Below are 12,314 nucleotides of genomic sequence, written 5' to 3'. Positions count from 1 at the left end.
ATCAGGTGCAGTATCCGACACCTATTTCGCAATTAATCGACAGCTTTATGAAGCTGCCCGGCATCGGCCCGAAAACGGCCGGTCGGCTGGCTTTTTATGTATTAGATATGAAAGAAGACGATGTTCTCGAATTTGCCAAAGCGCTTGTTAATGCAAAACGGGAGCTTACGTATTGTTCGGTCTGCCACCACATTACTGATACGGACCCATGCTATATCTGTCAGGATAAGCAGCGCGACCGCTCTATCGTGTGCGTCGTGCAGGACGTCAAAGACGTTATCGCGATGGAAAAAATGCGGGAGTTCTCAGGGCTGTACCACGTGCTGCACGGGGCGATTTCGCCCATGGACGGCATTGGGCCTGAGGACATTAACGTGCCGGACCTGTTAACTCGGCTGCAGGATGAGCAGATCCAGGAAGTGATCATTGCGACGAACCCGACTATTGAGGGAGAAGCTACAGCCATGTATATTTCGAAGCTTTTGAAGCCGACCGGTATGAAGGTGACAAGAATTGCTCATGGTCTGCCGATCGGCGGGGATCTGGAATACGCTGATGAAGTAACATTGTCAAAAGCCATTGAAGGACGTCGCGAACTGTAAGGGGATCTGTATGCCACTGAAAAAAAAGCTGAAAAAACAGGAGCTCGAACGGCTGAAGGACCATATCTACGCGGCAAAGGAAAAAATGGAGCAGTACCAGCAGCTGTTGAATAAAAGCGTGGAGCCTTCGGAAGAGCTTACCATCCAGTTCAAAATTCATCAGGCCAAATATGTTTTTTTACTCAAAGAAGCAAGGCATCAGAGGTATGAAGTAAAAACAAGTCCGTTTGCTTTGGATTAATACAATAAAGCCGTTTTAGGCTTCTGGTGCGCCCGGAACCTGAAGCGGCTTTTTACATAATAGTAAACACTCAGATTAAGAAAGTAGATATTATTCAAATTTTGTTGTATTACTTCCTTAAAAGCCTCATGATACGATTGTTTTTGAAAGCGATTACATTAATGAGGGGGATATATTAATGGGGAGTAGATGGAAAAAGCCGGTAGCGGCTTCACTTGCTGGTGCACTGGCGCTTGGGGGGCTCGCTGCGTGCGGAAATGAAAGCGGTAGCGGCGGAGGAGATGACGATGTGATAACGCTCAGCTACTGGAAATCGGCTGATACAGGACGTCCTGATTTTGAAGCATTCATGAAAATAGTAAATAAATTTAATGATGAACATGAGGATATTCAACTGGATGTAAATACAACACCGAACGATGATTATCGTACAAGGTTAAACACTCGGGCCGCTGGCGGGGACCTGCCGGACGTATTTCAAGTATGGCCGGGAGCTGAACTGCGGCCGCTTGTAGAAGCGGGTGCGGTGGAGCCGATTGATGACATAGAGGATCACTGGCTTGATAGCGGTTTACTGGAAGAAGGGTCTTTTGATGAATTTACGATAGAAGACAACACATATGCGGTGCCGGTAAACAGTAACCCAACACATTTTATATACTATAACAAAGAAATGCTGAGCGAGGCGGGGCATGATAGTTTTCCGGAAGATTATGAAGGGTTCCTGCAGCTTATTGAAGATTTAAAGGATGAAGATGTGACTCCAATATCTCTTGGAAATTCAGGCGGATGGGTTTTGCAGTCAGTCTACATTTCAACTATAGCGGATCGATTTACAGGTCCTGACTTTTTGGAGGACGTGGAAAATGGAGATAGGAAATTTACTGATCCAGAGTTTATCCAGGGTCTTGAAGTCATTGAAGAGTTAAATAACATGGAAGCGTTTAATACTGATTTGAATACGATTGACAGCATGCAGATGATAGATCAGTTTCTGCAGGAGGAGTCTGCTATGGTAATGGACGGGAACTGGGCTGCCACTGAAATTATCGAAAATAAACAGGAGGATCAGGAGATTGGTCTTGCTACGATTCCTTTAGGTGAGCGTAACAGTATTTCAAATACTATGGGAAGCGCGAGTGCAATTAACAGCGATATATCGGACGAGAAAAAGGAAGCAGCTAAAGAATTTTTGAAATGGCTTTATAATGAAGAATTATTTGAAGAACTTCAGGCTGTGGGGCGGATTGTCCCGACCAACGTAGAGAATCCAAATGATGAACTGGACCCACTAATAAAAGAAATGATGGAGCTTACACAGGAGGCAGAAAATGCCCCAGTGTATGATGCAACCCTTACACCGAGTTTAAATGATGAATTGGAAAACCAGCTCCAAGCTTTAACACTTGGAGAAGCGACACCAGAAGAAATCGGTGAAGCTCTGCAAAAAGAAGTAGAGTAATTCAGCTTATCTGCCTGTCAAAGATGATTTCGTATATACTAAGTAAAAGGAGGATAACCGAATTTCAGGTTTATCCTCCTTTTTGTTTACAGAAAGGAGGGCAGGGCAGTGCGTAAAAAGCTTCAAGTAAAGGACTGGAGCCTCAAATCAAAATCAACCATCATATTTCTTTGCCTGGCTACGCTTCCTATCTTAGCAATAAGTGTTATCTTTTTTTATCAATCCAATAATATTCTTCGTCAACAGGCGCTTGAAACTTCTAATCAAAACCTTTCTTCCATTGAAGCTGACTTGAGTAACACGATGAGAGAGATTGAGGATATTTCAGAATACATTATATATAATAACGAATTCCATCAGTATTTGACCCTTGAAGACGGGGAGGCCACGGTGGAAGAATTCAGCAACATGAATGAAAATCTACGCGCATTTTTCACCTTTCACTTAACAAATAAAAGTTATTTTCAGTCAGTTTTTATTGAAGGGGAAAATGGGCGTTCCATTATGATGGGGGACTATGTTGAAAACGAAAATAAAAATTGGATCAAGGCTTCGAGAGAACTGGAGGGACGGGTGCTATGGACAGATCCATATGAAGTGCAGACAGGTTTTCCGGCAGAAGAGAAAAAAGTGATCAGCCTGTTTCGCCAGATTAACAGCCGGTATGATTTTACGAATTCAATAGGGGAGGTGCGAATCCACCTAAATGAGCAGCAATTGTATGATTATTTAATGAGTGATTTGGAAAATGCCTCTAGCGACTTATTTGTACTGAGAGAAGATGGTACATTGATGCTTCATGCAGACAAAGAAACCGCCGGAAGCTCTTTTTCCGACCAAACCCTTATGCGGCGGATAAAAAACGAACAGGAGGAGCCCTTTAAATACAGCTACAATGGTGAAGATTATTACGTTTCTTCCAAGCAGCTCGAAGATTTATATCTTGTCTCCATGGTGAAGGAATCGTATATAGCAACGGAGCTTTCTAACGTACGCCACATTACTGCCGGTATTATTATTGGCACCATTCTTTTAAGTATCCTTGTTATTATAGGCTTTTTCATGTTTGTTTTGAAGCCTATCGGAGCCTTAACACGAGAAATTAAAAGGGTGGAAAAGGGTGATTTTACTGCCCGTGTGGAAGTGGCTTCCAAAGATGAAATCGGTACATTAAGCAGACGCTTCAACCGAATGGTGCAGGAAATTCAATCGCTGATTAATACAAAATATAAATTGGAGCTTAAGACGAAGGAATCAGAGCTGAAGGCGATGCAGAGTCAGATCAACCCGCATTTTCTATACAACACCCTGGACATGATCCGATGGTCAGCGAGGCTGGAAAAAGCCCCTGACACTGGTAAAAGCATTGAAGATCTTTCCCGGATTTTCCGGCATACGTTAAGCAAAGGCAACACCTGGGTGGACCTTGAAGATGAATTAATGAGTACGAAGAGTTATTTGGAGCTTCAAAAAAGAAGGATGGGAGCAAAACTTCACTATTCTTTATTTGTAGAAACGGGATTGGAGAAAGTGCCGGTAATGAAAATGATTGTGCAGCCCTTAATTGAAAACAGCATTGAGCATGGGATGGGGGCAAATAAGCAGACCATCCATATCGATGTCCGGGCTTACCGGATGGGGGAGAAGCTTATTATAGACGTTATAGACAACGGTCTTGGCATTGGAGCCTTAAATATTAAAGAGTTAAAAAGCAGCTCTCCTAAATCGCGTCAGGGATTTGCGCTGCAAAATATTGAGAAGCGTATTACCAACACGTACGGAGAGGGATTTGGTTTGAACATAGTGCCGGCAAAAACAGGCACACATATTCAAATACGTTTTCCTGTTTTAAAAGAAAAAAATAATGAATTGCATCTCAACCAGGAGGAGGGGGAGGAAAATGACAACGAAAATACTGATCGTGGACGATGAACCTATGATCTGTGAAGGACTTTCTCAAACGATTGACTGGGAAAGCATCGGTGTGAAGGTGGAAGGTGTAGCTTATGACGGTATCGAGGCGCTGGATATATTAAATGAGCAATCAATAGACATTGTTCTTACGGATATTACGATGCCTAATATGGATGGGCTTGCTTTAACAGAAGAATTGACCGCGCTTCATCCGGGAGTAGAAGTGATTATGTTCAGTGGATATGACGAATTCGAATACGCCAGACAGGCTCTCCGACTAGGAGTGAATGACTTTTTACTAAAGCCGATTAACATTGAAGAGCTGTTAACCATCGTAAAACGACTTCAGCACAAAAAACATTATGTTGGTAAAGACCATAATGATCCGGGGGAGAAGCTGAAGCTCGCGGTGCAAAAACAGCTTTTCCGCCATCACATTGCAAATGAAGAAATGGATCGGTGGGAAGAACAGTACGAAAGCTATTACGTAGTGGTCGCAGAAATAAAAGGCTACGCCCATGGGAAAGAAAAGATGGAAAAAGAAGAGCAGAAAGAGCAGTTAATGCAGATGATTGAAGACAAGCTGGCAGTGTGGACTAAACAACTCATCCGCGTATGGAGGCACGAAAATGAATGGATATATATATGCTGTGGGGACGACTCAGCTCCTTCAATAAAGAAGGAACGAATAACGAAACTGCAAAAGCAAATCGAAGAGAAAGGGGTAAATGTCCAGACAGCAGTCTCCGCTTCAGGTCCTTTTCAAGATATACGAATGCTCTATGAACAAGCCGATACATTTTTAACCAGCATCAGAGGCACCTCTAAAAGCGTTACCTCTGGGTTGAGCGAAAAAATACAGGTGCCGCCCCTGCCTGTTACGAAAGCGTTTAAAGATCAGTTGGCTGTTTTTATTATGGAAGGTCGAACTGGAGAGGCAAAAGAACTGGTACAGGAAGTATTTGACGAATTAATTGAAAGAGATATAGCTGTTGAACCAGCCTTCCGTATGATGAGGGAGCTTGAAGTAATAATAAAAAATAAGGTTTTTTCCCAGATACAGGAGCGGACATTCGATATAAACGAGTTTAAGCTCCAGCAGGATATCGATACTCGTATTTATAATACAGTCAAAGATATTCAAAGCTTCTTCATGGAAGATATGCTTCGGATGGCCGGAGCTTTATCAAATAGAAAAGAAACCAATTGGATCATTGATCAGGTGCTGCATTACATGAAGCATAATTATCAGCATGATCTGCAGGCAAAAACGATTGCTGAAGATCATTTTATTACTCCAAATTATTTTAGTATATTATTCAAGCAGGAAACAGGATTGAGCTTTTCGGATTATTTAAATACGCTCCGTATCGAAAAAGCTTCAGAGTTGTTGGTTACTACTCCTAACCGGGTATTTGAGATTGCCGAATATGTCGGCTACAGCGAATACAAATATTTTGTGAAGGTATTCAAGAAATATAAAGGAACGACTCCTACACAGTATCGTGCCATGAATACAACAAACACTCAATAAATGTGGATATTATGTTAAAAAAGTCGATTTTTTATATCAGCCACTCCTTTTATAATCAAAATGTAAGCGTTTTCTAAAAAGGAGTGGGACAAAATGCACTTGCTCAGAAGTCCATGGAAAATTGGTTTAGGTTTGGTGCTGCCATTGATCATTTATATGGTATTTGGCATTATTCCGATTTTTATTTCTTTCTACTATTCTTTTATGGCCTGGGACGGGTTCTCTGCCATGAGCTTTGTCGGAATAGAAAATTACATTACTGCCTTTCAGGATTCCACGTTCTGGCTGTCACTGCGTAATAACATTTTAGTAGTGCTTGCCTCTGTACTTGGACAAATTCCAATTGGGCTGGGCCTGGCTCTTTTATTAAACCGGAAAATTAAAGGTGCGAAGTTCTTCCGTACGATTGGCTTTCTTCCGGTAGTTATTTCGACTGTTGTTATCTCTATTACATGGAGAATGATATACAACTCAGAGCAGGGTCTTCTTAATAATTTACTGGAGACTACTGGACTTGGTTTTCTTCAGCAGAACTGGCTCGGAGACCCTGATTCCGCCATATTTGCTATTTTAATTACGATAGTCTGGCAGTTTGTTGGTTTGTACTTCATTATATTTCTTTCTGCTCTCCAGACCATTCCCAAGGAGCTGCTCGAAGCAGCAGAACTTGACGGGGCAGGGGAGTGGCATAAGATCGTTCACATTACGCTCCCTTCCATCCGAAACGTTATTTTAGTCGCGATTGTCCTGTGTATAAGCGGCAGCTTAAAAACGTTTGATTTGATTTATGTTATGACGCAGGGAGGGCCCGCGCATTCCACAGAGGTAATGGCCACCTATATGTACAGTGAAACATTTGAAGGCCTGAGCTACGGGTATGGAAGCGCGCTTTCGATTTTAATTCTCGTATTCAGCTTGATCCTGATTTTGATCACGACGAAGGTAATGGGTGTTAAAAGAACATAGAGAAGGGAGAAAAGAAATATGATGGGAAATAAAGCAGAACCAAGAGAAGCGGCTACCGTAGACCGGGATGCTGTAGCGAAAACAAAAAGAAAACTCCGGCGGACGCTTGTATACATTATTTTAATTTTATTCACCATCGTGAATGCATACCCTATCTTCTGGATGATCATGAACGCATTTAAAACGAGCCAGGATTTTTCATTAAACCCGTTCGGCCTTCCGGCTAATTGGGTGTTTGAAAACTTTCAGGATGCCTGGGTGACGGCAAATATTGGTACATTCTTCTTTAACAGCGTATTAGTGGGAGCCGTGGCTGTGCTGATTTCTATTTTTTCCGGTGCGCTGGCAGCTTACTTTTTATCCAGGTTTGAATTTCGGGGTAAAAAATTCATTTATGGCTTTCTCGTGATCGGCCTTTTGATCCCTATTCATGCCACACTTGTGCCGATGTATATACTTATGCAGAATTTAGGGATTTTAAATACATACTGGGCATTAATTTTCCCGTATGTAGCATTCAATTTACCTATCACAGTATTTTTGCTTACCAGCTTTATGAGTTCTTTTCCAAAGGAAATGGAAGAATCAGCGATTATGGATGGGTGCGGGGTCTTCCGTATCTTTTGGTCCATTATTCTGCCAATGACAAGGCCGGCTATTGCTACGGCAGTCATTATCAACTTCATCAATAACTGGAACGAATTTGCGTTCGCACTGGTGCTCATCAGCGACGAAGCGCTTCAAACACTGCCGCTCGGCCTGGCAAACTTTGCTGGAGCCTATACAACAAATTATCCGGCTCAGATGGCGGGGTTAACCCTTGTGCTGGTTCCTACAATCATTTTTTATCTGCTGATGGAAAAGCAAATCGTTGAAGGCATGACCCAGGGAGCTGTAAAAGGCTGATATTTTTACTACGAAGGAGCCGAAATATGTCTATTAAAACATTAACTATCCCAGAAAATTTTATGCTCGGAGCCGCACTTTCAGCCTGGCAGTCGGAGGGCTGGTCCGGAAAGAAGGAAAGCCAGGATTCCTATATGGATCTTTGGTATAAAAACAATCGGCATGTCTGGCATGACGGCTACGGGCCGGCCGTAGCCACCGATTTCAGAAATCGGTACAAAGAGGATATCAGCTACATGAAAACGATCGGCCTGACGCATTTTCGCACCTCCGTGAACTGGTCCCGTTTTTTAACCGACTATGAAAATGCGATTGTCGACGAAGAATATGCTTCCTACGTGGAAAGCATGGTGGATGAATTAATTGCCCAGGGCGTGGAGCCGATGGTCTGCCTCGAGCATTACGAAATTCCTGCCGAGCTGTTTGAACGGTACGGCGGATGGGAGTCGAAGCATGTTGTTCACTTGTTTGAAAAATACGCGGAAAAAGTGATGGACCGCCTCGGGGACCGGGTCAGGCATTGGCTGACATTTAACGAGCCTATCGTGCCACAGACCCGCATATATTTGGATGCCATTCGCTACCCTTTTGAACAAAACACTCAAAAATGGATGCAGTGGAACTTTCATAAAACGCTTGCGACCGCCCGTGTCGTGAAGCTGTTCCGGGAAAAGCAGCTCGCGGAGCGGACCGGAGCGAAGATCGGTGTCATCCTCAATCCGGAAGTCACATATGCCCGTTCGACAGCGCCCCATGATCAGGAGGCGGCGAACAAGCATGACCTGTTTTTCAACCGGATGTTTCTGGACCCAACGATTAAGGGGGAGTATCCAAAAGAGCTGTATGAGCTGATGGACAAGCACGATATTGCCTTTACAGCGACCGATGAAGACCTGGATACCATCCGCAGCTATACGGTGGATTACGTCGGGCTGAATCTGTATTTCCCGCATCGTGTACAGGCACGAACGGCTGGCTGGAACGAGCAGGTTCCGTTTCACCCAAGATACTATTACGACCCCTTCGACCTTCCGGGGAAAAAAATGAATCCCTACCGCGGATGGGAAATTTTCCCCCGTATTATGTATGACATGGCGATCCGCATGAAGGAAGAGTATGGAAACATTGAATGGTTCATTGCAGAAAATGGGATGGGAGTGGAAAATGAACAGCGGTTTAAAAATGCGGAAGGAATCATTCAGGATGATTACCGGATTGCGTTTATTACGGAGCATTTATCGTGGCTGCTTGAAGCCGTCCGTGAAGGTGTGAACTGCCGGGGGTATATGCTGTGGGCCTTTTCGGACAACGTATCTCCGATGAATGCGTTTAAGAACCGGTATGGGCTTGTCTCCATCGACCTGGAAAACAATCGGGACCGGACCATGAAAAAGTCTGCCTATTGGTTCCAGGATGTGATTAAAACCCGTAAACTTAAGGTGGAAGAAGAGCCTTATAAATAAAAGAGCGGGGGATGAAATGAAGACGTATTTAGCGATAGACTTGGGCGGATCCTTTATGAAGTATGCGTTGGTCACCGAAGAGGGAACGATGCCATTAAAAGAAAAAATCAAAAGCCCTGCCAGCGTCGATGACTTAGTGGAGACAGTAGGGCAGCTTTGTGAAAAACTTTCTCCCGTTCATGCAGTCGCAGTGAGTTCACCGGGTGCAGTAACTGAAGAAGGTATTATCAAAGGCTCGAGCGCTCTTCCCTATTTGCATGGTCCGAACATAAAAAACCTGCTGCAGAAACGAGCGCAGCTGCCGGTTTATATAGAAAATGATGCGAATTGTGCAGCATATGCGGAGGTGTGGAAAGGGGCAGGAACCCAGGTCCGGAACATGCTGTCGATCGTTATTGGAACAGGCATCGGGGGAGCGATTATTAAGGATGGAGTGCTGCACCGGGGAAATAATCTGCATGGCGGTGAATTTGGCTACATGCTTTTAAATACAGACCATCCAGGATTTAACCAGACGTGGAGCGGGCTGGCATCGACGCAGGCATTAGTACGCCGGTTTGCCAATGCGAAGCATAGAGACCCCGCAGACTATACGGGAGAAGACGTGTTCCGGCTTGCCGATGAGCACGATCAGGAAGCTGCCGCTGCTGTAGAGCAATTTTATTACTATGTAGCGGCAGGCATTTACAACCTGCAATATATGTATGACCCGGAGCTAATCACCATTGGCGGCGGAGTGAGCGCGCGTGAGGATCTTATTGCAAAGGTGAATGAACAATTGGACAGGATCATGGAAGCTCTGCCATTGGGGAAAATCAAGCCATCGATCGCAGCTTTTAAATTCCGCCAGCATTCCAATCTGCTTGGAGCAGTATATCATGCTATACGTGAGCAGGGAGAGCATTGAAACAGGTATAAGACTTTAGATATTCCACCACAGTATGTACACGCTGTGGTGGAATGTTTGTTTTTTAAAATCTTTAAACAATACTAAATTTCTGTCTTTACCCAGGTTAATAAACACCCCGAAAAGGGAAGACAATTACCGAATAAAAGCATGACCATATTTTAAGCTTCCAGGGAAAGGGTGAGTCATTGATGAATAATTCCATTCCGGAAATCCGCCTGAACGACGGTCTGACGCTTCCGGTCATCGGTTTTGGGACGGCGGCGGTGATTGGAAACGAAGGGGCCAATGCTGTGGACCGGGCAATTCATGCAGGCTACCGTCTGATCGATACGGCGTACAATTATGAAAACGAGGGCACAGTAGGAGAAGCTGTGCGGCGCAGCTCTGTCCCGAGGCAGGAGCTCCGGATTACGTCCAAGCTGCCGGGGCGCTATCAGCAATATGACAAGGCCGTGCCGGCGATACAGGAATCGCTGTACCGAGCAGGGCTGGATTACTATGACCTGTATCTGATTCATTGGCCGAACCCGAAGCAGGGCCATTATGTCGAAGCTTGGCAGGCATTGATCGAAGCGAAAAAATGGGGACTGGTCCGCTCCATCGGGGTATGCAATTTTCTTCCGGAACACCTGGAGCATCTTGAAAAAGAGACAGGCGTGAAGCCGAGCATCAATCAAATTGAACTGCATCCATATTTTAACCAGGAAGAATCAAGAAAATGGCACGAAAAGCATGACATCCAGACTGAATCCTGGAGTCCGCTGGCAAAGGCGAGCGATGTGCTGCAGGACGAAACGCTTCGTAAAATAGCAAATAATCACAATAAAACGGTATCCCAGATTATTCTTCGCTGGCATTATCAGCTGGGCACGATACCGATACCAAAATCGATGTCGCCCCGCAGGCAGATTGAAAACCTTTCGATCTTTTCCTTTGCGCTCGACGAACGGGAGATGGAAATGCTTGCCTCACTGACCCATCCGGCCGGTCGCATAAACGATCAGGATCCGGCGGTGTATGAAGAGTTTTAAATTTTCGCTGGATGATATAAAAAAGCCGGAAAGAGGAGAGGCCTCTTTCCGGCTTTTTCGTAAGGATAATATTAAACGGTTTTTGGTACCTGATGGAAGCAGCGCTTGTAGATCCACTCGTAGTCGGCCACTTTCAAGTCGCGAGGGTTGCCCTCTGTCTGCGGGTCATTCATTGCTTCTTTGGCAAGACGCTCGGTCATGTCAGGATTTACGCCCTGCTCCTCAAGAGAAGGGATGTCGAGCTCTTCTGCGAGATCATACATATACTGCACAGAAGCTTTTGCTGCTTCTTCAGTGCTCATGCGTGCGGTGTCGATGCCAAATGCCTGGGCGACACGTGCAAAGCGTTCCGGGGCCCCTTTCCAGTTGTATTCCATTACCGGCCCCATCATAGCTGCCACGCACTGCCCGTGTGCTACTGGAATGATACCGCCGAGTGTCTGGCTCATAGCGTGCGCAGCCCCGGCAGATTCGCTGCCGTAGGAAAGGCCTGCAAGCATTGCTGCCTGTGCCATGCCGTAGCGGGCTTCAAGGTCTTCACCGTCGGCATAGGCACGGCGGATGTATTTTGCGGCATATTCAATCGCAAGCAGCGCTACTGCGTCTGTGACAGGCTGGGCGAATTTCATTGTATAGCATTCAACCGCGTGAGCGATCGCATCAATACCGGTCATTGCAGTTACGTGCGGAGGCATGGAAACGTGCAGCTCCGGATCGATAATGGTTACGTATGCCGGGATGAGCGGGCCGCCGGTGTTAAATTTAAATTCGCGGTCTTCGTCTGTGATTACCGCCCACTGCGTTACTTCAGAGCCGGTGCCTGCTGTTGTTGGTACGGTGATGAATGGAGGGATGCGGCGCTCAAGCGGCTTTTTGCCCTCAGCAGCTTCATAATCGAGAATCGAGCCTTCGTGGGTAGCTTCAACGCCGATGGCCTTTGCAGTGTCCATTGAGCTTCCGCCGCCGACAGCGATCAGGCCGTTGCAGTTTTCTGCTGTGTAAAATTTGGATCCCTCTTCAATCAGGCGCACGGGAGGGTTTGGCTCTACTTTATTGAAGAGAACAACCTCTACACCGGAAGCTTCAAGATTGTCGATAACGGGCTTTGTTACGCCTGCATTATGGATGCCCGGGTCTGTGACGAGCAGCACTTTGTCAGAGCCGAGGGCTTTGATTTCTTCACCAATATGTTTAATGGCACCGATGCCGTGCTTGATTGCTGTTGGTACTTCAAATGTGTGATAGCTTAACATGCTTTCGACTTTCATATTCATGCTCATGGGAA

At 45.2% G+C, this 12,314-nt stretch carries 11 protein-coding genes; 10 read left to right on the top strand and 1 reads right to left on the bottom strand.

The annotated features are described in order from the left end of the window. The first annotated feature begins 5 nt into the window (after positions 1-5). The 10 genes from recR to G548_RS0104285 all read left to right on the top strand — a co-directional run bounded on the left by recR (position 6) and on the right by G548_RS0104285 (position 11,029). Positions 6-602 carry a recombination mediator RecR gene (gene recR / locus G548_RS0104330; RefSeq protein WP_022792922.1) on the top strand — a complete coding sequence of 199 codons (597 nt, stop codon included), beginning with the start codon at positions 6-8 and terminating at the stop codon, positions 600-602. A gap of 10 nt (positions 603-612) precedes the next feature. Then, on the top strand, positions 613-843 hold the full coding sequence (locus G548_RS0104325; protein WP_022792921.1) for a YaaL family protein: 231 nt from the start codon (positions 613-615) through the stop codon (positions 841-843). A 178-nt stretch (positions 844-1,021) separates the two neighbouring features. After that, entirely contained in the window at positions 1,022-2,305 is a 1,284-nt protein-coding gene (locus G548_RS0104320) for an extracellular solute-binding protein (RefSeq protein WP_022792920.1), read from the top strand. A 108-nt stretch (positions 2,306-2,413) separates the two neighbouring features. Then, positions 2,414-4,237 (top strand): sensor histidine kinase, encoded by a 1,824-nt coding sequence (locus G548_RS17355; RefSeq protein ID WP_022792919.1) that lies wholly within the window; start codon positions 2,414-2,416, stop codon positions 4,235-4,237. Beyond that, positions 4,206-5,753: a response regulator transcription factor gene (locus G548_RS0104310; protein WP_022792918.1), complete on the top strand. Its 1,548-nt coding sequence runs from the start codon at positions 4,206-4,208 to the stop codon at positions 5,751-5,753. The genes G548_RS17355 and G548_RS0104310 overlap by 32 nt, the downstream gene beginning before the upstream one ends. A 93-nt stretch (positions 5,754-5,846) precedes the next feature. Then, a complete protein-coding gene (locus G548_RS0104305; RefSeq protein ID WP_022792917.1) occupies positions 5,847-6,719 on the top strand; it encodes a carbohydrate ABC transporter permease in 873 nt (290 codons plus the stop codon). 18 nt (positions 6,720-6,737) lie between these two features. Further along, a complete protein-coding gene (locus G548_RS0104300) occupies positions 6,738-7,625 on the top strand; it encodes a carbohydrate ABC transporter permease (protein WP_022792916.1) in 888 nt (295 codons plus the stop codon). A 26-nt stretch (positions 7,626-7,651) separates the two neighbouring features. Beyond that, the gene (locus G548_RS0104295) at positions 7,652-9,088 is read left to right on the top strand and encodes a glycoside hydrolase family 1 protein (protein ID WP_022792915.1); all 1,437 of its coding nucleotides are present in this window, start codon (positions 7,652-7,654) and stop codon (positions 9,086-9,088) included. Positions 9,089-9,104: 16 nt separating this feature from the next. Beyond that, the gene (locus tag G548_RS0104290) at positions 9,105-9,995 is read left to right on the top strand and encodes an ROK family protein (protein ID WP_022792914.1); all 891 of its coding nucleotides are present in this window, start codon (positions 9,105-9,107) and stop codon (positions 9,993-9,995) included. 191 nt (positions 9,996-10,186) lie between these two features. Beyond that, positions 10,187-11,029 carry an aldo/keto reductase gene (locus G548_RS0104285; RefSeq protein ID WP_022792913.1) on the top strand — a complete coding sequence of 281 codons (843 nt, stop codon included), beginning with the start codon at positions 10,187-10,189 and terminating at the stop codon, positions 11,027-11,029. A 71-nt stretch (positions 11,030-11,100) separates the two neighbouring features. Here the strand turns inward: G548_RS0104285 and gbsB are convergent, their stop codons facing one another. After that, positions 11,101-12,309, bottom strand: coding sequence for a choline dehydrogenase (gene gbsB, locus G548_RS0104280; RefSeq protein ID WP_022792912.1), 1,209 nt, complete (start codon positions 12,307-12,309; stop codon positions 11,101-11,103). Positions 12,310-12,314: the final 5 nt, after the last annotated feature.

Origin of the sequence: Marinococcus halotolerans DSM 16375 (genome assembly GCF_000420725.1) — a bacterium.
Classification (GTDB): Bacteria; Bacillota; Bacilli; order Bacillales; family Marinococcaceae; genus Marinococcus; species Marinococcus halotolerans.
This window is presented reverse-complemented; position numbering and strand designations above follow the sequence as displayed.

Bases quoted from the DNA above. Each gene is read 5' to 3' on its own strand.
- G548_RS0104300 (WP_022792916.1), top strand. From the start codon at position 6,738: ATGATGGGAAATAAAGCAGAACCAAGAGAAGCGGCTACCGTAGACCGG.
- G548_RS0104320 (WP_022792920.1), top strand. From the start codon at position 1,022: ATGGGGAGTAGATGGAAAAAGCCGGTAGCGGCTTCACTTGCTGGTGCA.
- G548_RS0104325 (WP_022792921.1), top strand. From the start codon at position 613: ATGCCACTGAAAAAAAAGCTGAAAAAACAGGAGCTCGAACGGCTGAAG.
- gbsB (WP_022792912.1), bottom strand. From the start codon at position 12,309: ATGAGCATGAATATGAAAGTCGAAAGCATGTTAAGCTATCACACATTT.
- G548_RS0104310 (WP_022792918.1), top strand. From the start codon at position 4,206: ATGACAACGAAAATACTGATCGTGGACGATGAACCTATGATCTGTGAA.
- G548_RS0104295 (WP_022792915.1), top strand. From the start codon at position 7,652: ATGTCTATTAAAACATTAACTATCCCAGAAAATTTTATGCTCGGAGCC.
- G548_RS0104290 (WP_022792914.1), top strand. From the start codon at position 9,105: ATGAAGACGTATTTAGCGATAGACTTGGGCGGATCCTTTATGAAGTAT.
- G548_RS0104285 (WP_022792913.1), top strand. From the start codon at position 10,187: ATGAATAATTCCATTCCGGAAATCCGCCTGAACGACGGTCTGACGCTT.
- G548_RS0104305 (WP_022792917.1), top strand. From the start codon at position 5,847: ATGCACTTGCTCAGAAGTCCATGGAAAATTGGTTTAGGTTTGGTGCTG.